The organism is Dysgonomonas sp. BGC7 (assembly GCF_001261735.1).
Classification (GTDB): Bacteria; Bacteroidota; Bacteroidia; order Bacteroidales; family Dysgonomonadaceae; genus Dysgonomonas.
Genome location: NZ_CVRP01000010.1, coordinates 330,584 through 350,043 on the forward strand (window position 1 = coordinate 330,584; position 19,460 = coordinate 350,043).

At 38.1% G+C, this 19,460-nt stretch carries 19 protein-coding genes; 10 read left to right on the plus strand and 9 right to left on the minus strand.

All coding sequences use genetic code 11. The annotated features are described in order from the left end of the window. Nucleotides 1-120: 120 nt before the first annotated feature. Both BGC7_RS11185 and BGC7_RS11190 read right to left on the minus strand, forming a co-directional pair. Nucleotides 121-993, minus strand: coding sequence for an HAD-IIA family hydrolase (locus BGC7_RS11185; protein WP_050701677.1), 873 nt, complete (start codon nt 991-993; stop codon nt 121-123). Nucleotides 994-1,012: 19 nt separating this feature from the next. Further along, nucleotides 1,013-2,281 carry an MFS transporter gene (locus BGC7_RS11190; protein ID WP_050701782.1) on the minus strand — a complete coding sequence of 423 codons (1,269 nt, stop codon included), beginning with the start codon at nt 2,279-2,281 and terminating at the stop codon, nt 1,013-1,015. A gap of 544 nt (nt 2,282-2,825) precedes the next feature. On the opposite strand from BGC7_RS11190, the gene BGC7_RS11195 reads away from it, so the two are divergent. From BGC7_RS11195 to BGC7_RS11225, 7 genes are all read left to right on the plus strand, one after another. Beyond that, nucleotides 2,826-3,608: a formate/nitrite transporter family protein gene (locus BGC7_RS11195; RefSeq protein ID WP_050701678.1), complete on the plus strand. Its 783-nt coding sequence runs from the start codon at nt 2,826-2,828 to the stop codon at nt 3,606-3,608. A gap of 207 nt (nt 3,609-3,815) precedes the next feature. Next, nucleotides 3,816-4,952: a porin gene (locus BGC7_RS11200; protein ID WP_050701679.1), complete on the plus strand. Its 1,137-nt coding sequence runs from the start codon at nt 3,816-3,818 to the stop codon at nt 4,950-4,952. A 74-nt stretch (nt 4,953-5,026) separates the two neighbouring features. Then, nucleotides 5,027-5,608, plus strand: coding sequence for a cytochrome c nitrite reductase small subunit (gene nrfH, locus BGC7_RS11205; protein WP_050701680.1), 582 nt, complete (start codon nt 5,027-5,029; stop codon nt 5,606-5,608). Between the two features lie 23 nt (nt 5,609-5,631). Next, complete coding sequence (gene nrfA / locus BGC7_RS11210) at nt 5,632-7,131, plus strand: ammonia-forming cytochrome c nitrite reductase (RefSeq protein WP_050701681.1); 1,500 nt, start codon at nt 5,632-5,634, stop codon at nt 7,129-7,131. Between the two features lie 104 nt (nt 7,132-7,235). After that, nucleotides 7,236-8,480: a cytochrome c biogenesis ResB family protein gene (locus tag BGC7_RS11215; RefSeq protein WP_242034372.1), complete on the plus strand. Its 1,245-nt coding sequence runs from the start codon at nt 7,236-7,238 to the stop codon at nt 8,478-8,480. Then, nucleotides 8,480-9,265: a cytochrome c biogenesis protein CcsA gene (gene ccsA, locus BGC7_RS11220; protein WP_050701682.1), complete on the plus strand. Its 786-nt coding sequence runs from the start codon at nt 8,480-8,482 to the stop codon at nt 9,263-9,265. Before BGC7_RS11215 ends, ccsA begins: the two co-directional genes overlap by 1 nt. A gap of 157 nt (nt 9,266-9,422) precedes the next feature. Continuing rightward, entirely contained in the window at nt 9,423-9,977 is a 555-nt protein-coding gene (locus BGC7_RS11225) for a 5'-methylthioadenosine/S-adenosylhomocysteine nucleosidase family protein (RefSeq protein WP_050701784.1), read from the plus strand. A 38-nt stretch (nt 9,978-10,015) separates the two neighbouring features. On the opposite strand, the gene BGC7_RS11230 is transcribed toward BGC7_RS11225, so the two are convergent. From BGC7_RS11230 to BGC7_RS11260, 7 genes are all read right to left on the minus strand, one after another. Beyond that, nucleotides 10,016-10,441, minus strand: coding sequence for an amino acid-binding protein (locus tag BGC7_RS11230; protein ID WP_050701683.1), 426 nt, complete (start codon nt 10,439-10,441; stop codon nt 10,016-10,018). Nucleotides 10,442-10,448: 7 nt separating this feature from the next. After that, nucleotides 10,449-11,750: a phenylacetate--CoA ligase family protein gene (locus BGC7_RS11235; RefSeq protein ID WP_050701684.1), complete on the minus strand. Its 1,302-nt coding sequence runs from the start codon at nt 11,748-11,750 to the stop codon at nt 10,449-10,451. A 153-nt stretch (nt 11,751-11,903) separates the two neighbouring features. After that, the gene (locus tag BGC7_RS11240) at nt 11,904-13,214 is read right to left on the minus strand and encodes an aminotransferase class I/II-fold pyridoxal phosphate-dependent enzyme (protein ID WP_050701685.1); all 1,311 of its coding nucleotides are present in this window, start codon (nt 13,212-13,214) and stop codon (nt 11,904-11,906) included. Between the two features lies 1 nt (nt 13,215). Then, nucleotides 13,216-13,803 carry an indolepyruvate oxidoreductase subunit beta gene (locus tag BGC7_RS11245; RefSeq protein ID WP_050701785.1) on the minus strand — a complete coding sequence of 196 codons (588 nt, stop codon included), beginning with the start codon at nt 13,801-13,803 and terminating at the stop codon, nt 13,216-13,218. Nucleotides 13,804-13,808: 5 nt separating this feature from the next. Beyond that, on the minus strand, nt 13,809-15,389 hold the full coding sequence (locus BGC7_RS11250) for a thiamine pyrophosphate-dependent enzyme (RefSeq protein ID WP_050701686.1): 1,581 nt from the start codon (nt 15,387-15,389) through the stop codon (nt 13,809-13,811). Then, nucleotides 15,390-16,154 carry an amidohydrolase gene (locus BGC7_RS11255; protein WP_050701687.1) on the minus strand — a complete coding sequence of 255 codons (765 nt, stop codon included), beginning with the start codon at nt 16,152-16,154 and terminating at the stop codon, nt 15,390-15,392. Nucleotides 16,155-16,424: 270 nt separating this feature from the next. Next, nucleotides 16,425-16,601, minus strand: a complete 177-nt coding sequence (locus tag BGC7_RS11260) for a histone H1 (RefSeq protein WP_050701688.1) — start codon at nt 16,599-16,601, stop codon at nt 16,425-16,427. A gap of 530 nt (nt 16,602-17,131) precedes the next feature. On the opposite strand from BGC7_RS11260, the gene BGC7_RS11265 reads away from it, so the two are divergent. The 3 genes from BGC7_RS11265 (at nt 17,132) to BGC7_RS11275 (ending at nt 19,423) form a co-directional block, all read left to right on the plus strand. Next, on the plus strand, nt 17,132-17,356 hold the full coding sequence (locus BGC7_RS11265; protein WP_050701689.1) for a winged helix-turn-helix domain-containing protein: 225 nt from the start codon (nt 17,132-17,134) through the stop codon (nt 17,354-17,356). Nucleotides 17,357-17,800: 444 nt separating this feature from the next. Next, nucleotides 17,801-18,667, plus strand: a complete 867-nt coding sequence (locus BGC7_RS11270; protein WP_050701690.1) for a helix-turn-helix domain-containing protein — start codon at nt 17,801-17,803, stop codon at nt 18,665-18,667. Between the two features lie 192 nt (nt 18,668-18,859). Continuing rightward, nucleotides 18,860-19,423 (plus strand): hypothetical protein, encoded by a 564-nt coding sequence (locus BGC7_RS11275; protein ID WP_157258701.1) that lies wholly within the window; start codon nt 18,860-18,862, stop codon nt 19,421-19,423. Nucleotides 19,424-19,460: the final 37 nt, after the last annotated feature.

Here is a 19,460-nt window from a genome sequence, read left to right on the forward strand (position 1 = left end):
TACATACATAATAAGGTTGCACAAAGAATATATCTCAATTTTGTTAAGGTTGTTACAAAATCAAAGAAGGGTTACGATAATGTTATCGAAACCCTTCTTACTCACAATTGTTTATTAAATCTATATTGTATTCGCATACGCATTTATAACCATATCTTCAAACTCGGCCAAATTTCGAGCTATTATATCCGGCTTTAGATCAGACTGTGTAACAATATCCATTGTCGTTTCACCCGATAGCACCAAAACCCCTATTGCCCCGGCATTATATGCCATTCTTACATCTGTATAGATACGGTCACCAATCATAGCCACTTCCGAAGGTTTTAAGCTGTAGCGGGTAAGTATTCCTTCAAGCATACGAGGATCGGGCTTTCCTATTACAACATCAGGATTTCGTCCTGTAGCATGCTCTATACATGTATAAATAGAGCCGCAATCAACCAGAACCACCTCTTTATCGGTAGGGCACACTCTATCCGGATTAGTTGCAATATAGGGGATATTGCGACTTGCCCACCATGCTGCACGGCAAAGACGCGAATAGGTAAGAGACATATCGAAACTAACAACCAACAAATCAGGAATATCTGAGGCATCATCGGCTGTAGAAATAAATCCGGCAGATTCAAATTCTGCAATCATACTGGGAGTACCCAATATAAATAAACGTTTGGCTTGCGGATGATTAGCTTTTATATAATCAATCGTTGCCTGAGCTGAGGTATACATTTCCTCTCTTGTTGCTTCTATCCCCATTTTGGCAAGGTGAGCAAGGTAATCATTCGTGCTTTTAGATGGGTTGTTAGTGAGGAACGAATAGCCTATCCCCATCTCTTTTATCTTTGTAAGAAAAGGTATGGTAAAAGGGAACAATGTACCTCCATTGTAGATCGTTCCATCCATATCTAATGCTATATGTTTAATTCCCTTCAATCGCGCATAAAGTTCAGGAAGAGAACTTAACTCCATTTTATCAATATACTTATACATAGTTTATTATTTACTTATATTATTTTTCATCATCATAACCTGTGGCTTTAGCCTTCCATGCCATTGCAAACACAAGAGTTCCTATTATTCCGGCAGCAATGAGAACAAGGAAAGACTTATCCCATCCGTATGTCTGTACCAAATAACCGAAGCCCAATCCGGAAACAGCTGTACTCGCATAGCCAAACAGACCGGTAAAACCTGCCGCTGTTGCAGCAGCTCTCTTTGTAGCCAAGTTAGAAGCGGCAATACCTATCAGTGCCTGCGGGCCATAAATGCAAAAACCTGCACCCATCAATACTGCTGTAGCAAGCCACATTGGAGGATGTTGCAATTCCCAAAAGACAAAGACAAACAAAGAGGCTAATGCCATACAGATAAGACAAACCCGAGGACCACGACCTCCAAAAAACTTGTCTGTAGCCCAGCCGGCAATCAACATTCCGGTTATTCCTGCAATTTCGAATGCTGCAACCATCCATCCTGCATGGTGTAACGATACTCCTTTCCACTGGCTCAACAAGGTAGGACCCCAGTCCAGAACTGCAAAACGAACAATATATACAAAGAAGTTGGCTACGCCTAATATCCATATATATGGATTTTTAAATACTTTATTTCGAACAAACTCCTTATATTCTTTCGACTTACGGTCTTCATCATTAGCCTTGTCATCTCCCATCGAAATTTCAGGTAGTCCGACAGAACGAGGCGTATCACGAAGAGTGAACCACAAGAATACAGCTCCTAATAGAGCTATTGCAGAGGGTACGAAAAAGCACCAACGCCAACCCAACGAAACTATATATCCGCACACAATTACAACTAATCCTGCACCTATAGAATGAGAAGTATTCCATACAGACATTTTAGTAGCCAATTGATGTGGAGGTATCCAGTGTGTCAACAAGCGTACACATGGAGGAAATCCCATCCCTTGAAACCATCCGTTAAACATCCAGACAATTCCAAACATCAATACACTGGAACCAAAACCAAATAAAACATTACAAACAGCACACAATACCAATCCTGTGACCATAAAATAACGAGAATTAAATCTATCGCCTAATATGCCATTTGCAAAACGAGAAAGACCGTAAATGAGACCGTGCAATGTAAGGAATATACCTAGATCAGTTTTCGTTATTCCAAGATCCGCTTCCATGCCGGGCATAGCCATACTCAGATTTTTTCGGACGAAATAAAACATGGCATATCCTATCATTGTGGCAATAATAGTACGAGTTTGCCAATATTTAAACCGCTTAGCGGTCTCTGGCTTCATAGTCAGGTACGATTCTTGTGAATCAGTGTTCATAATGGTGTTAGTTTTAAATTAAATATTTCTATTTATTTCGAATAGAAACAAAAATAGTACGTTTTTACGATATAACGAATACAAAAGAACGAAATAATAATTAAAAACTTTCGATATTATTTTATTTAGTGAATTTCACTTCGTATTCCATGACTTATCTGTAATTAATCTTTATTTAAAACAATTATTTATTCGGTTTCTGCAAAATGTGATTTTAACTAAAACCTGACAAACTTGTACAGTTCTTACCTGTTTTTATAATTATTATTAGCCACCCCTCTTGGCTTCGTCTAAGTCTCATCTTTTGGAGAGGCTTATGAGGTGTTCTTCACCCCGTTTATAGATAAAATTTTATAACTCCGACAGCGAATCTTTCTCTCACATGATAAAGATATAGTCTCAACTACTGTTTCGCCTTAAGTACTTGATACAAGAACAGGAGAACAAACTGAGGCTATATGTTGTAGTCCTATTATTTTATTACCTTTGTGCGCTAATTTAAAATATAAAAATGAATTACAATAGTCCAAAAGATATAGCTCTACTTTTCTCTGCTACCGGTATAAATAAAACAAAAACTCCCATATCCAAATTCATTGTTTTAGCATTCCTTGGAGGTACATTCATTGCATTTGGGGGGCTACTTACTGTTATTGTTGCAGGAGGTATTCCCGAAATTGGAGCAGGCAATCCCGGACTTATAAAATTCGTAGCCGGAGCATTATTTCCCGTTGGGCTGATAATGGTCTCTGTAGCTGGAGCAGACCTTTTCACGAGTGACTGTGCAGGAATGGTTTTACCATATATGAGTAAGCAAATCAACTTTAAACTATTAGCTAAAGTCCTCATTATTTCTTATATCTTCAATTTCATTGGAGCACAGTTTATAGCATATTTCATGGCATACCAAACAGGGCTAATATCTTCAGACCCTTGGATTTCATATCTTCATCATTACAGCGAAGCTAAAGTAAATCAGGATTTCTACAAAATATTACTAAAAGGCATAGGTGCTAACTGGCTTGTATGCTTAGGCACATGGATGGGTTATGCAGGTAAGGATATTATGAGTAAAAGTATAGGAATATGGATTCCTGTTATGCTTTTTGTCACTTTAGGTTTTGAACACTCTATAGCTAATATGTTCTTCATTCCCGCAGCAATATATTCCGGTGCCGATATTTCATGGGGTGATTTCATCTTAAATAATCTTACACCTGCCACAATTGGTAATATTATAGGAGGATCAGGTTTTGTGGGTTGCATCTATTGGTATATATACCTTAAAGATTAGAAAAAGAGCAACAAATACTGTGATTCTTAACACAACATTATAGTGGGTGTAACCTATGTTACACTTTATTTTATCTAAATTTCTTTTTTTTGTATTGTATAACATACTCTTAATTTATGTATAATTAAGATCTATTATTTATATTTGCCTCACAAGCAAGACTATGAAGATATTTTTTGTAGAAAAGTTATAACTAACCACATCACTATGAAAAAAGCTATAATTGCATTCTTGTTTTGTATGTCTTTTGGCTTTCTAAGCGCTCAGGACAACAATGATCTACTACAAAAGTTAGTCGAAAAAAATGTACTTACACAATCGGAAGCCGATCAACTGAAAAAAGAACAAAAACCAATAATTGCCCAAACGGCAGAAAAAGTTCGTAATCTTTTCAACAGCCCATATATCCAGATTGGAGGAAATGGGCAAATGATGTATAAATACACCGATGTTTCGAAAATAAAACATGATTTTAAACCTAAAAATCTTTTTATCTCTTTAAACGGAAAAATCAACGATTCTTTCAGATATGGCTTTTTACTTGAATTTACCAATCCTTCGGTTCAGGAGTTTTGGGGCGAATGGACAGAAGTTCAACAGTTCAATCTAAAATTGGGACAGTTTAAAGTACCTATAACACTAGAAAGTCAATATGTACCTGCCACACTGGAAACAGTAGCTTATTCTCGTACAATATCTAATTTGTTTGGCTATGCAGGTGAGGACGATGTATTGAATAAACAAAATGGAAAAAACAATTTCGGACGTGATGCAGGAGTACAGATATCGGGAGAATTGCTTCCGATGAACGATCTCAATCTACTACAATATTCTATCGGTATGTTTCAGGGAATGGGCGTCACTACCGGAGAAAAAAACAACACAAAAGATTTTGCAGGTACACTTATGCTACAGCCTGTAAAAGGATTGCGTATAGGAGGAGGTGCATACTTCGGACAAGCATCCTATAGTCTCGATAAAAATATAGCACCCGAACAAGATCATGTCCGTAACCGATGGATAGCCAGTGCAGACTACAAATCTGATAGATTTTCGGCTCGTACAGAGTGGATCAAGGCCAATGATGGAGGCATCGACAAAGAAGGACTATACGGCATGGCTTTATATTATCTTGTACCAAAAAAACTGAATGCATTAGTAAAAGCAGACTATTATAATGCAAATAAGAAGGTAAATAATGAAGTGATGGACTACACAGTAGGTTTCAACTACTACTTTGCACCATCATGCCGTATACAGCTAAATTATACATATTCCGACTTTGCAAAGAAATCAGCACATGATACAAACACTGTATTAGCACAGTTGCAAATAGGTTTTTAGAGACAATAATATTCAGTCAGCCAAATAAAAGGTTTTGACAGATCAACAACTATAAATAGAAAAAAGCGAGTACAATGAAAAAGTTTCTAGGTCGAATACCCCGGCAATTTATACTACCTATTTTTATAGTGGGGGGTATCATTGTCGGACTTGGAGCATATACAGTGTACATGTCAAGGGCACATTCTTACTTATCGGATGACCCTAGAGCCTGTATTAACTGCCATATAATGACTCCTTATTATCAGACATGGAACCACAGTTCGCATGCGCAATGGACTACCTGCAACGACTGTCATGTTCCGCAAGACAGCGAGGTAAAGAAATACGCCTTCAAAGCCATGGATGGCCTCTACCATGCTGCTGTATTCACTCTGAATGCAGAACCTCAGGTAATCAGACCACGCGATGCCAGCTATGGAGTTATTATGCAAAACTGTATACGCTGTCATACACAGCTGAACACAGAATTTGTAAAAACAGGTATGATAGAATACGTGGATACTAAAAACGGAGCTAATAAAGCGTGCTGGGATTGCCACACACAGGTACCACATAGCAAAGTGAGCAGCCTTTCGGAATCTCCAAATGCGATAGTACCATTACCGGCATCGCCTGTACCGGAATGGCTGAAAAAGAAAATGGATAAAAAATAAAGTAACTAAAAACCAAATAGATCATGTTTAATAAATTATCAGAAGCTATCAAACGTAAACCGATCATCGGATGGGGAATTTTCGCCGTAGTGATGATATGTGTTTTTTTACTGGGGCTGTTAGCGGCATCTATCACTGAACGCCGGGCAGAGATTGCCTCTATCTACAATAATAAAGTACGAGACATAGAGGGAATAGAACCTAAGAGTGAACTTTGGGGCGAAAACTATCCGAGAGAATATAACACTTGGAAGAAAACAGCCGATATGGATTTCAAAAGTAAACATATGGGAAACATGGAAGAAGATGTACTTGCATCGCGTCCCGAAATGGTAGTTCTATGGGCTGGTTATGCTTTCTCTCAAGACTACAAAGCCCCTAGAGGACACATGCACGCTCTGGAAGACAATAGAAACACCCTTCGCACAGGATGTCCGGAAACTGATACCGACGGACCACAACCTGCTACATGCTGGGCTTGTAAAAGTCCGGATGTACCAAGAATGATGCACGAAGTAGGTATCGAAGAATTTTACAAAACCAAATGGGGAGCATTTGGTTCCGAAATTGTAAATCCGGTAGGCTGTGCCAATTGCCACGATCCGAAGACAATGAATCTGACTATAACCCAACCGGCACTAATCCAAGCCTTCGAGCGTCAAGGAAAAGACATAACACAAGCAACGCCACAGGAAATGCGCTCTTTAGTTTGTGCGCAGTGCCATGTAGAATACTATTTCAAAGGTGACGGCAAATACCTTACTTTCCCTTGGGACAAAGGCTCTACAGTAGAAGATATGGAAAAATATTACGATGAAATAGAGTTCTCGGATTGGACACACAAATTGAGCCGTGCACCTATGCTAAAAGCACAGCACCCAGACTACGAAACATTCATGATGGGAACACATGCTCAACGTGGATTATCTTGTGCCGATTGCCATATGCCATATGTAGCTGAAGGTGGAATCAAATACTCCGATCATCAGATTATGAGCCCTCTTAAAAATATAGCGAATACCTGTCAGGTATGCCATAGAGATAGTGAAGAAAATCTTCGCAACTATGTATACGAACGTCAGGACAAAGTATTAGAAATTCGTGACCGTATCGAAAAAGAACTGGCTAAAGCCCATATTATGGCTAAAGCAGCATGGGATAATGGTGCTACAGACAAAGAAATGGCTGCTACTCTCAAATTGCTTCGTCAGGCGCAATGGCGTTGGGATTTCTCTGTTGCATCTCATGGGGCTTCGTTCCATGCTCCTATCGAAACGCAACGTATTATGGCTCACAGTCTGGATAAAACATTGCAAGCACAAATAGAAGTGCAAAAAGTGTTATATACACATGGTATAACAGATGTAACTATCCCTGATATTTCTACAAAAGATAAAGCGCAAGCCTATATCGGACTCGATATGAAGACTCTGCAAGCCAACAAAGACAAATGGATCAAAACCGTTGTACCGGAATGGCTGAAAAAAGCAAAAGAAAAAGGACGAATCGTTGCTAGTCTGTAAAGAGCAATAAACTAAATAGAATCATGATTAATTTATAAAAGTGTCTGATATCAGCAATACTATCAGACACTTTTATAATAGATACCAATAGCAATGCCCTATAGATGAAAGAAGATAAACCAAAAATGTGGCAATTCCCTTGGCGATATAGAGAAAGTATATCCATAGTAGCTGGAGTAATTATTATAGGACTTATCCTCCAATTATTGGTAGGTAAGTTCAATTTCTTGCTGTTCGCCTCTCCTGTAAATCTGATAATAGGAGGATTGATACTCCTATTCCTTGTTCTATTTTCATTCGTGCGAAACAATCCTATCTATCAATGGTTTTCAGGTGTTCCTTTTGCTGTAACGCTTATCGGAGGCCTGCTGATACTGGGTATCATCATGGGATTAATACCACAGATGCTTCGTCTCGACCCACACGACAATTCTGTAATTACCCGTATAGGATTCAAACAGGTAACCAGTTCGTGGGCATTTGTCCTAGTTTACTTCCTTACATTACTGTCTTTAGGAACATTGATTGTAAGAAGACTTCTGGCATTTAATATAAAAGATTACGCTTTTTATTTCAACCACATAGGGCTTTGGATTCTTCTGTTTGCAGCTGGACTTGGAGCAGCAGATATGAAACGATACGTGATGCACGTACGCGAAGGTGAAGTAGAATGGCGTGTATATAACGACAATGGAGATGTTTTGGAGCTTCCGATAGCCATTCAGTTAAACGATTTTGTACTCGAAGAATATCCTCCTAAACTGGCCATCATAGACAGAAGTACAGGAGAACCACAACCAATATCAAAGCCTGATTATTTTCAGATAGACGAAAACCGTCCCAATGGTAAGTTGTATAACTGGAATATCACAATAGAAGAATATATACATGATGCCATACGTAAGAATGACAGCACATACCACTATATGCCAATGCCCGGATCGTCTCCTGCGGCAAAGGTAAAAGCAAACTTAAACGGTAAAATAAGTGAAGGATGGGTATGTGGAGGCAGTATGGCTCAATTGTATATGACTCTGCCTCTCGATTCTCAATATTGCATTGTTATGACTCAGGCCGAGCCTAAGCGGTTTATGTCTGACATAAAAGTATTGACAGAAAATGACAACGAAGCGACAGCCGAGTTAGAAGTCAATAAGCCTCTTAAGATAGGTAATTGGATGATTTACCAATACGGCTACGATAATCAGGCGGGCAAAGCTTCATCATACAGCAGTTTCGAGTTAGTCTACGATCCCTGGATAATTCCTGTATATATAGGAATTATCATGTTGGCAACAGGATCGGTTTGTTTATTATGGTCGGGAAATAAAAAGAGGAGGAAAAGCTAATGACATGGAATGAATATCTTTGGTTTGCCATACCTGCAATCATATGCTGGATAAGTGCAGGAATTATGGTTTATAAGTGCAAAAAGAGTATTGTCACAGATATTTTGATGATAGCAGGAATCGTAATATTCGCCGCTTTCATCATCGGGCTCTGGTTTGGACAACAGCGTCCTCCCCTGCGCACAATAGGCGAAACCCGATTATGGTATTCCTTTTTCCTTGCCACCATAGGCTTCTTTACATATAAGCATTGGAAATACAAATGGCTATTATCTTTTACAGGGCTTGTCGCCTGCGTATTTGTGTGTATCAATATATTTAAGCCGGAAATACATTCCACTAACCTGATGCCTGCACTGCAAAGTTATTGGTTTGTACCGCACGTAACAGTATATATACTCTCCTACTCTATGCTCGGCGCAGCTACAATAGCAGCCTTTATACAGATGAACAAACTGCACAAAAATGCAGCAGACGACAAGCTATATCAGTTTATGGACAACATTGTATATGTCGGCTTCGGCTTTCTTATGCTGGGAATGCTAATGGGTGCAGTATGGGCAAAAGAGGCATGGGGACACTACTGGTCGTGGGATCCGAAAGAGACTTGGGCTTTTATTACCTCAGCAGCTTACCTTATATACATTCATATGAGGCTGCAAAATGCTCATGCCAAATTCACACTGTGGACTTTACCTATAGCATTTATCCTTCTTATGATAACATGGATAGGCGTCAATTATCTGCCTGCAGCACAGAACAGCATACACGTTTATTCGAACTAATTTTTATATCTTCAATGTAGGGGTGAACGCCGTTTTCCCCTACGCTGTATTACACCTACATAGATAATTTAGTTATACTTTCTCCACATTTTATCAGTATGTTCTACAATTATTTGCCTATAATTACTATATTGAGGCGTTGAAACAAAAAAACGCTATGAAGAAAGTTCTTGTAACCTATGCAGTAAAAGAGGAATTTGATCCAATAACCCTCAATGGATGTGAGATGAGATATGTACTCACAGGTATTGGCAAAACGATGGCCTCAATGAAACTAACCGAAGCCTTGTGTAAGGAACGTCCCGACATAGTTCTTAATATAGGAACGGCAGGAACTATCCAACACAATATTGGTGACATATTTGTATGTAGAGAATTTATAGACAGAGACTTTCAGGCTGTAAAGCTTCCTGGCATAGAGTATCAAATCGGCTTCGACGCAAACGAAAGTGCCAACAATTGGCTGTCGGCACAAGACAAAACAGGAATATGCAGTACAGGCGATAGTTTTGTTACACAAGCCAAAAACATAGACGAAGATGTGATAGACATGGAAGCTTTTGCGCAGGCTGTTGTATGCAAAGAATTTGGTGTATCGTTCGTAGCTGTGAAATACATAACCGACATTGTAGGACAAAACTCAGTAAAGCATTGGGAAGAAAAACTCTCTGATGCCCGAATAGGGCTACACGAATGGTTTTCAGGCAAGTAGACACCAGCCTCCTGTTAAGGAGACTGGCTATATGCAAATTATTTCTGCTTAAGATTACTTCTGTTCAGCAAATCACAATTGCATGAAGATAGTATCTCAATACATTTCTCGTTATCGGTAGGGCGTATAACTATATTTGCCGTATCGCCTTGCGAAAAAGCGTACATATATTCTATAAAGACATTTTCTTTAGCCAAATAGTCTAATACGGTAGATAGAGCTCCCGGTTGGTTTGGGCAACTAAAACAAACTACATCGGTAATAGTTACGCCAAAATGAGCCTCTTTCAATACTTCCACAGCCTTTTCCACATCAGAAACGACCATTCGCAAAATACCGAAATCAGCATTTTCGGCAAGACTGAAAGCTGTCATATTAATATCATTATTTCCCAATATCTTCGAAACCTCATTTATCCTTCCGGTTTTGTTTTCTATGAAAACAGAAAGTTGCTTTATTGTCATAATCTTATCAATTAAATATCCGTTTATCAATCACTCTCTGGGCTTTTCCTTCACTCCTCTTTATAGTATATGGTTCTACCAGTTTTATATCGGCGCTTATACCCAAAACGCTATGCAGGCGTTGAGCTATTTTCTTCTTGAGAATAACCATCTTTGTTATTTCGTCAGAGTAATATCCATCACGTACCTCTACCTGAACTTCAAGAATATCGAGATTATTCACCCTGTTCACTATCAGCATATAATGAGGCTCGAACTCTTCCATTTCCAGTATTACACTTTCTATCTGCGAAGGAAATACATTCACACCCCGTATTATCAACATATCATCACTACGTCCCACTATACGGCTCATACGTACACTTGTACGACCACATCGACAGGGTTCATCGGTAAGTGTACATAAGTCTTTTGTGCGGTAACGTAAAAGAGGCAAGCCCTCTTTAGTAAGAGTGGTAAACACCAGCTCGCCCTGCTCTCCATAAGGAAGAGATTCTAACGTATCGGGCGATATTATTTCAGGATAGAAATGATCGTCGATAATGTGCGAATCATCTTTGTACTGGCATTCGTGAGACACTCCTGGTCCCATAATTTCGCTTAATCCGTATATATTGTATGCATCTATTCCTAACTTCGTCTCTATCTCCTTGCACATGTTCTCTGTCCAAGGTTCTGCTCCAAAAACTCCTATATTTAGTTTGAACTCATTTCGAGGAATACCAGCTTTCTCCATAGCTTCGGCCAGATACAAGGCATAAGACGGAGTACAAGCCAATGCGGTAGCGCCAAAGTCACGCATCAATTGAATCTGTTTAGCTGTATTTCCGCTAGACATAGGTATAACTGTCGCACCCAGATGTTCAACACCATAGTGTAGCCCCAATCCTCCTGTAAACAATCCATAGCCATATGCCACCGAAAAGATATCATTCTGTCCTGCACCAAAAGCACTCAGGCATCTGGCAGTCATCTCTGCCCAGATGGAAAGATCTTTTCTCGTATAACCCACTACAGTAGGAGACCCTGTAGTTCCCGAAGAGGCGTGCAGTCTTATTATCTGCGACATAGGTACAGCAAAAAGGCCGTAAGGATAGTTGTCTCTTAAATCTTGCTTGGTAGTAAAAGGTAGCTTTACAATATCGTCTATACTCTGTATATCGTCAGGTGTAACATTCATTTCCTGCATTTTCTGGCGATAGAAAGGTGTACTGTGATAAACCTTCTCCACCAGTTTATGTAAACGTTCTCCCTGAAGCTTTCTTTTCTCTTCGGGCGCCATGCATTCTTTGGCCTTATTCCAAATCATATGTTAGTTTTTAGTTGTTAGTTGTATATGTTAAAACAGGGTGACAAAAGTTACAATTTTAATAGTTAAATAGAAAAAGTTCTTTTGTCACTTTACCTCTCATCCTGCTCTATTGCTGAAAAATAGTTTCTCCGATATAGATAAAGAACAGCATTAATGATCGAGGCTAAAAGCCTTCAATCTACTATCCAATACTTCATATAGGTTTTCGCTCATACGCGAACAACAGGCTCTCACACCTTGTTGCTGACTGCCTGTAGTAGACAATGCAATAGAACTGATACCATAATAAAGCAATTCCTGCATCAGTTCGCCACAATTCATATCTTTATATCCTATGGTGAAAAAGAAGCCATCGGAAATGTTACGGTCAATGTCTTTATCGTAAACAATATGGAAGCCATATCTTTCGAAAGAATCTTTCATCCGTTTCGCCCTGCGGGCATATTCCCGTGTTTCTTCCACAAAATTGAGTTTGCCGTCAGAAGCAGCTTTCAGCATAGCTGCGTAGCCATATTGGGTAGTATGGGTACTTCCCGAAGTGATCATGTAAAGAATAGCTCCCACAAATGTAGGGCCAAATATTCCCGCACCCGAGTATCTCCTTGCCAATGCTTCCGATTTTTGTGTAAATAACTTATCAGAAACACATACCACCGCAGCCCTCTGACCTGCATAACTGAATATTTTGGAAGAAGAGAGCATCAATATATAATTATCCGTATATCGGGCAACCGTTGGCACATAAGGAGACTGAAAAGGGTGTCCAAAATCGACACGAAAATCCATACCGAAATAGGCAAGGTCTTCCAATATTATTGTATCGTACTTAGTTGCAAGTTCGCCTATTATCTTCAGTTCCTCTTCGGTCAGGCATATCCACGCCGGATTGTTAGGGTTGGAATAAACAATAGAAGATATATTTCCTTTCTGCAAATAAGTTTCCAGCTTGTCTCTAAGCCCATCTCCTCTAAACTTATATACATCAAATTCTTCGTATTGTATACCTAACACCTTCAATTGTGACTTCTGTATAGGAAAGCCGGGGTCGATAAACAAAACGGTGTCTTTCCGATCGTCTCGCTGATTGCAGGCAATAAACGAACCAAAAGATCCTGCGACCGATCCGGTAACAGGAATGCAGGAAACGGGAGAAATATCTATATCGAGAAATGCTTTAACAAAACGGGCTGATTCTTCTTTCAGTACAGGAATACCCTCTGCCGCAGGATACATAGAAGCGACGCCTCTATCCAGTGCTTCTTTTTCGGCATCGAGCCCTATCCGGCACGGAGCCAGTCCGGGCACACCCTGATCCATACGGATAAAGGGAATACCAGTCTTTTGTTCCAAACGGGAAGCTATAAGCAAGACTTCCCCTATTGTTGCCTTCTCCAGGTTTGTTATTTTCAGTTCGTCAACAATATTATCTATCTGCTGTTGGCTAAATACTCTGTGCTGCATCTTATTTTTTCATTTGAGATTCTCCGACAGAACGTCCGGCTCTAAAGGCCTTTATGTTCATTTCTACTATAGCTTCGCCTTTGCGAGAAAAGACTTGTGTTATAGCATCCTCCAGCTTATCAGCCTCGATACCCAAAATAACAGAAGCCGCCCCAAGTAATACGATATTAGCTGCACGGGCTACACCCGACTCTTTAGCCAGAGTATCTACATCGAGTAATATTACATTTGGCATAGATGACAATTCGTCTAATATAGTTCCTATCTCAGGATAGTTTTTAATATTAACATATGCCACAGTATTTGTCACTATCCACCCTTGCTGAGAGAGGTATGGCAGATAACGCAAAGCTTCCATAGGCTCTAACGAAATAATGACATCGGCACTGCCTTTTGCTATCAGATCCGAATATATTTTTTCGGAAGATATACGCAGATTGGACTGCACATCGCCACCTCTCTGGCTCATGCCATGCACTTCGGCTTGCTTTATATGTAATCCTTCTTTCAGAGCTGCTTCTCCTATAATGGCAGCTATGGACAGTATTCCCTGACCACCAACACCCGAAAGTATTATATCTAATTTCATATTGTTTATTTTTTCTTTCTTTTTAGTGTTTGTATACATTCGCGACGAGGGATAATAACGGATACTCCATAATATTCGATTTCGTTTCTGATCACATTTTTTATTTCATCCATATTCTTAGGTAAAGGTACAACTATCTGTACATGTTCCTTTTGCACACCTACGGCATAACAAATAGCTTCTATTTTTTCTGTTCCTGCCGAATCTTGACCACCTGTCATAGCAGTAGTAAGATTGTCTGAAATAACCACCGTGATATTCACTTCCGAGTTGACAGCATCCAGCAACCCGGTAATACCGGAATGTGTAAAAGTAGAATCTCCGATAACTGCTATAGAAGGAAACAAACCCGCATCGGCAGCTCCTTTTGCCATAGTGATAGAAGCTCCCATGTCTACACAAGTATCTATAGCCCTAAATGGAGGAAGTGCCCCTAAAGTATAACAACCTATATCGCTGAACACTTTAGCGTCTTCGTACTCTTTTACAACCTCATTCAAAGCATTATATACATCTATATGACCACATCCTGTACACAAGGCAGGCGGACGTGGCACAATATTGCTGCTGACATCGAACTGCTTTTCGGAAGCCAATCCCAAAGCTTGTTTCACATTATCGGGAGTAAGCTCCCCCACCCTAGACAACTCTCCTGTAAGACGACCTTTTATTTTGCCACTCTCGTCAAGCAGTCCACGCAATTGTTCTTCCACAAAAGGTTGCCCGTCTTCAAGGATCAACACTTCGTCACACGTGGAAACGACTTTCTTTATAAGATCTTTAGGCAACGGATATTGTGATATTTTCAATACTGTAAGTTCGCAGCCTGCGGGAAAGTTCTCCATCAGATAGTTGTAAGCTATTCCGCAAGCAATAACACCTTTCTTATTCCCTTGTTGAAATGAGTTATAAATAGAATCGGCCGATAGCTTTTCCAGTTTTGGTTGTATTGCGAGTAGCTCATTATATCTTCGTCTAGCATTTACAGGCAGAAGCACCCAACGGGATTTATCTTCCGGAAATTTGATCGGATTCTGTAGTCTTATCTGCGATGTCACAACTTCGGATCGGGAATGAGCCATCCGGGTGGTAAGACGCATAAGAACAGGTAATTCGTATTTTTCTGACACATCGAAAGCATAACGTACCATATCATAAGCCTCTTGTTGCGAAGATGGTTCGAAGATAGGCATGAATGCAAATTTCCCGTAGAATCGCGAGTCTTGTTCGTTTTGTGAAGAATGCATAGAAGGATCATCTGTAACCAGAACAACAATCCCTCCATTTGTCCCTGTCATAGACGAATTTACAAAAGCATCGGCAGCAACATTAAGCCCCACATGTTTCATACAAACAAGTGCCCGCTTACCTACATACGACACACCTAAAGCAGCCTCCATCGCCGTTTTCTCGTTCGTACACCACAAACTATGTATTTTTCGCTCGTTGGCAAGTGGCGATTCCTGTATATATTCCGTTATCTCTGTAGATGGGGTTCCGGGATATGCATATACCCCTGTTATGCCCGCATGTATAGCTCCTAGTGCGATAGCCTGATCGCCTAGCATAAGTAGTTTTTGTTTCATTTATTTGATTAGTGTAAGTTGATCCGCATCATTTAAGGCAGGGAATGACAATCTGAAATCATCCAATGCCTGTTTATCTATTTTTCCGCAAACAGCTTCCGCTTTACCATTTTCGGCTGCTACAATTGTTTGTCCCAAGTAGTTGATCAGAGCTGTGCCTCCGCTATAAGCATTGGAAGGATCGTCACCCACCCTGTTTACTCCGACTACATAACATACATTTTCGATAGCACGAGCCCTCAGCAGAGTATTCCATGCATTGATACGGGATGTAGGCCAATTGGCAACATATATAGCTATATCATAATCGCCTCTGTTTCGGGAAAAGGCAGGAAAGCGTAAATCGTAGCAAATCTGGAGTAGAATACGAAACCCTTTGTACTCTACAACAATACGCTTCTGTCCTGCTGTATATTCTTTATCCTCACCGGCATAAGTAAACAAATGTTTTTTATTGTACACAGCATACTCTCCATCAGGCTTAACAAAATAGAATCGGTTATAATATTTATCATCATCTACTACTGCCACACTACCTCCTACCGCCGCATTTTTACTCTTAGCCACCTGACGCATCCATGCTAAAGTTTCGGTTTCGGCTTTTTCTGCCACACCTTTTGGTGACATACAAAATCCGGTGGTAAACATCTCAGGAAGAATAATGATATCTGCTCCATCATAAGGATCAAGCATTTTTTGAACTTCTGCTTTATTTCTTGAAGGCTTTTGCCACTCAATATCTGTCTGGAGCAGTAATATATTCATGTGTATCAGGTGTTAGATAAATTAACTTCGAAGATAAAGATTTTTATCTGAATCAAAAAAATACCAATCTATTTATTTAAGAAATATGGATATTATAAGAAAAAAGAAATATCAGAAGATATATCTCAAAGCTATAATTAAGGATAGATGTTATGCTTGACAAGAAGAAAAAACAAAGTATTAGCCTATACTTCAAGATAAAAATTAACAAATAAAAAAAGCGGAATGGAGTTTTCCATTCCGCTAACGGCAGAAATACAATTCCTACACTTATTTCTTTGTAACTTCAATAGATTTTTTACGAAAATCTTTTAAAGCCTTTTCTATTTCGAGAGAAACTTTTCTTGCACGAGTACCAGCCGCCTTATTTCCGTTTTCGATCTGTGCCGCTGCATCTTTTGCAAAATCTTTAAAACTCTCATTCAATTTTTCTACAAGATTCTTCATGTTTTCCTTTTTTATGTGTAACAAAGATATTTCTTATTCTGAACAAACAACTTTGGCAAAAGGTTTTCAGTTTTACGATGAAAATATAATCCTTCTTGATAATAGTTTTATAAACTGACTGTCTTGCCTACTGACAACATATGGCTAAGGCAGACCTTTTGTTGCTTATAATTTTTAATAATAGATACATTTGCAGCTATTTCTGAAAATCAAGACAGTAGATATAGATAAAATAATGAACAGCTTTCTGGTGGAAAGTGAAAGAAAACTAAAGCATTGCTACAAATCAGTGAAATGCAATCCTAAGAATATTACATATAGCAATACATGATAAAAGATAAAGGTACAAATACTGAGTAAATTTAATTTGATATATCAGTTTTATTCATTATGTTTACTCTGTGGTTTTCAATATACTAGAATAAAGAGACAGAGGACCTTCTTTAAATGAGTATATAATAATTAAAATCGGTTCTATATTCTTCTATTACATACGGTTTATTTAGTATTAACCCTTAACTCTTATCAAAATGCTAACAAATGATATTGGTATTAATGCCGGAACTATCTGGAAACTCTTGTCTCAAAGAGGAAATCTGACTGTAAGGGAAATAGGTGAATTAACTCATTATAAAGATTCCCTAATTATGTTAGCTCTAGGATGGCTATCCAGAGAGAGCAAAATAGAATTTTCAACAACAAATGGAGAGTTGAAAATAGGACTAAAACAAGTGGTTTCTGATCTATATTATTAGAAAAGAATATCATAAAAATATTATCAGTTAAATAGCCTGTTTAAATTTAATATTTAGACAGGCTATTTATTTTTGACTATACTTTTTCTGTTTATTGAGTTATAAACCAAGCACAGATACCATTTTGTATTATTTTAACAAAAGAAGAAAATATATCTATTAAAATTAAAATAAAGATTCCTTAAACAATTTGTTAAGAATTTAGTTATAGTTATATGATAAATTGTTAAGAAAATAAAAACCAAAGCTTTTATCAAAATTAATATTTATTATTGTACCAATATGATAAGTAAGAAGCAGCTTACTCTTAAATATTTATCAACAAAGGATATCAATAAAACTCTATTTCAAAAAATAAATGTAGTAAAATACTACTCAAATACCGAAAGGTAATTTTGAGTTTAGTACTTATTCAGAAAATCTTTCTAAATATATTCCGGTTATATGGGCGATAATTTATCTCAGTTCAATGAAATAAACTTTTTAATAAGAGATGATTCATTTTCTCTTCATGAAGAAAAGAAGGATAATCAATTAATTGTAGGTAATCAAAGCTACAATTGTATAATATTCATGCTAAGCGGAAATATCGAAATTGTAACAAGTGCGAACAGAACTATAATACTCGAGCCTGATCATATGTACAATCTATCTATGCTAACCGGACCATACAAAGGAAAAGTGTTAAAAGATGCCCGCTACATTAATTTAAATACAAGTGCATTGGTACCGCTAATCAATGCTATTAAATTACAAAATCTAATAGACTCAAGCCATCTGATTAGCAAGGAAGTAGAAACTCTCAAATTTGGAGAGGTACTCTATTCATACCTCCAACATATTATTCTACTCAAAAAAGATGAAGATATTCCAGTCGAAATGTATGATCTTAAAAAACTGGAATTTTTATATTACATGAGACAATATCATACAAGAGAAGAGCTTGCTCATTTCCTACATGCCTCTATATCTACTCATAGCAAGTTTAGAATGATTGTATATAAGAACTATACAAATTCGACAACAGTAAAAGAATTGTCGAACAGATGCTATATGACCACCAAAACTTTTACCCGCCATTTCAAAACAGAATTTGGTGTTACTCCACACAAATGGCTTATTAAACAAAAAATTGACAATCTGAATGATTTACTATTTAACAAAGGGGCTTCGATAGAGGATATATTAGAGGAATTTCGCTTTTCATCTATAATAGAATTCAGGCAATTCTGCATCAGATATCATCTTGATAATATATTGGAATCTTTCAAGCAGCTAAAAGAAGCTTATTTAGAGAATATTACAGATTAAGAATTGAGTTTTTATGACACAATGCAAATGTCTTTTTTTTTATATTTTTTGTCCTTTTTTTTTAGAAAAGGACAACATCGAATAGATTAATTTTGCGCCGCATTTAAGGGGTAAAACAGAATGAATACAAACTGCCTCTCTAATGCAAAGAAAGGAAATAATTGTAAATATTCTAATTTTTATCAGGAAAAAATGAAAACAAAATTTTTAATTGCGTTCTTCGCATTGATCGTTTCTTATGGAACAAGCAGCCTTTATGCACAAACAACAACAACAGAAGGTGCAAGTGACCAAGTGACCCTAAACATCAGATTGAAAGCAATACAGACTTTATTGGTAAACAGTGGACAAAAAGTTGTAAATTTAGATTACAACACAACTAGTGATTATGCAAATGGAGTTTCTTCGGATCAAGCTGACCACTTAACAATATACAGTACCGGTGGATTTGAAATAAAGGCTAAATCATCTTCTGCAGCTTTGACCAATGACGGAGGTAAAAATATCGAAGTATCAGATATTAAAATCACAGCTTCAAAAGGAGCTACGAACAAATTAATTGGTGTAGATTACCTTTCTTCAGCACTAAGTGCAGATGGAACAACTATCGTAAAGAGTGACATGGGGGGGGTAAATCAGACATTCAACATCAAATATCAATCAGCAGGAGCCGATAAATATATTAATCATTATAAACATAAAGAAGATCCTACTTACTTTACAACAACAGTAACGTACACTATATACGCTAAGTAAACATTATATTCAGAGATATTTATTTGCGAAAGGGAGT

Excerpts from the sequence above, each read along its gene's own strand:
- BGC7_RS11185 (WP_050701677.1), bottom strand. The coding sequence starts at position 993 with ATGTATAAGTATATTGATAAAATGGAGTTAAGTTCTCTTCCTGAACTT.
- BGC7_RS11190 (WP_050701782.1), bottom strand. The coding sequence starts at position 2,281 with ATGAAGCCAGAGACCGCTAAGCGGTTTAAATATTGGCAAACTCGTACT.
- BGC7_RS11195 (WP_050701678.1), top strand. The coding sequence starts at position 2,826 with ATGAATTACAATAGTCCAAAAGATATAGCTCTACTTTTCTCTGCTACC.
- BGC7_RS11200 (WP_050701679.1), top strand. The coding sequence starts at position 3,816 with ATGAAAAAAGCTATAATTGCATTCTTGTTTTGTATGTCTTTTGGCTTT.
- nrfH (WP_050701680.1), top strand. The coding sequence starts at position 5,027 with ATGAAAAAGTTTCTAGGTCGAATACCCCGGCAATTTATACTACCTATT.
- nrfA (WP_050701681.1), top strand. The coding sequence starts at position 5,632 with ATGTTTAATAAATTATCAGAAGCTATCAAACGTAAACCGATCATCGGA.
- BGC7_RS11215 (WP_242034372.1), top strand. The coding sequence starts at position 7,236 with ATGAAAGAAGATAAACCAAAAATGTGGCAATTCCCTTGGCGATATAGA.
- ccsA (WP_050701682.1), top strand. The coding sequence starts at position 8,480 with ATGACATGGAATGAATATCTTTGGTTTGCCATACCTGCAATCATATGC.
- BGC7_RS11225 (WP_050701784.1), top strand. The coding sequence starts at position 9,423 with ATGAAGAAAGTTCTTGTAACCTATGCAGTAAAAGAGGAATTTGATCCA.
- BGC7_RS11230 (WP_050701683.1), bottom strand. The coding sequence starts at position 10,441 with ATGACAATAAAGCAACTTTCTGTTTTCATAGAAAACAAAACCGGAAGG.
- BGC7_RS11235 (WP_050701684.1), bottom strand. The coding sequence starts at position 11,750 with ATGATTTGGAATAAGGCCAAAGAATGCATGGCGCCCGAAGAGAAAAGA.
- BGC7_RS11240 (WP_050701685.1), bottom strand. The coding sequence starts at position 13,214 with ATGCAGCACAGAGTATTTAGCCAACAGCAGATAGATAATATTGTTGAC.
- BGC7_RS11245 (WP_050701785.1), bottom strand. The coding sequence starts at position 13,803 with ATGAAATTAGATATAATACTTTCGGGTGTTGGTGGTCAGGGAATACTG.
- BGC7_RS11250 (WP_050701686.1), bottom strand. The coding sequence starts at position 15,389 with ATGAAACAAAAACTACTTATGCTAGGCGATCAGGCTATCGCACTAGGA.
- BGC7_RS11255 (WP_050701687.1), bottom strand. The coding sequence starts at position 16,154 with ATGAATATATTACTGCTCCAGACAGATATTGAGTGGCAAAAGCCTTCA.
- BGC7_RS11260 (WP_050701688.1), bottom strand. The coding sequence starts at position 16,601 with ATGAAGAATCTTGTAGAAAAATTGAATGAGAGTTTTAAAGATTTTGCA.
- BGC7_RS11265 (WP_050701689.1), top strand. The coding sequence starts at position 17,132 with ATGCTAACAAATGATATTGGTATTAATGCCGGAACTATCTGGAAACTC.
- BGC7_RS11270 (WP_050701690.1), top strand. The coding sequence starts at position 17,801 with ATGGGCGATAATTTATCTCAGTTCAATGAAATAAACTTTTTAATAAGA.
- BGC7_RS11275 (WP_157258701.1), top strand. The coding sequence starts at position 18,860 with ATGAAAACAAAATTTTTAATTGCGTTCTTCGCATTGATCGTTTCTTAT.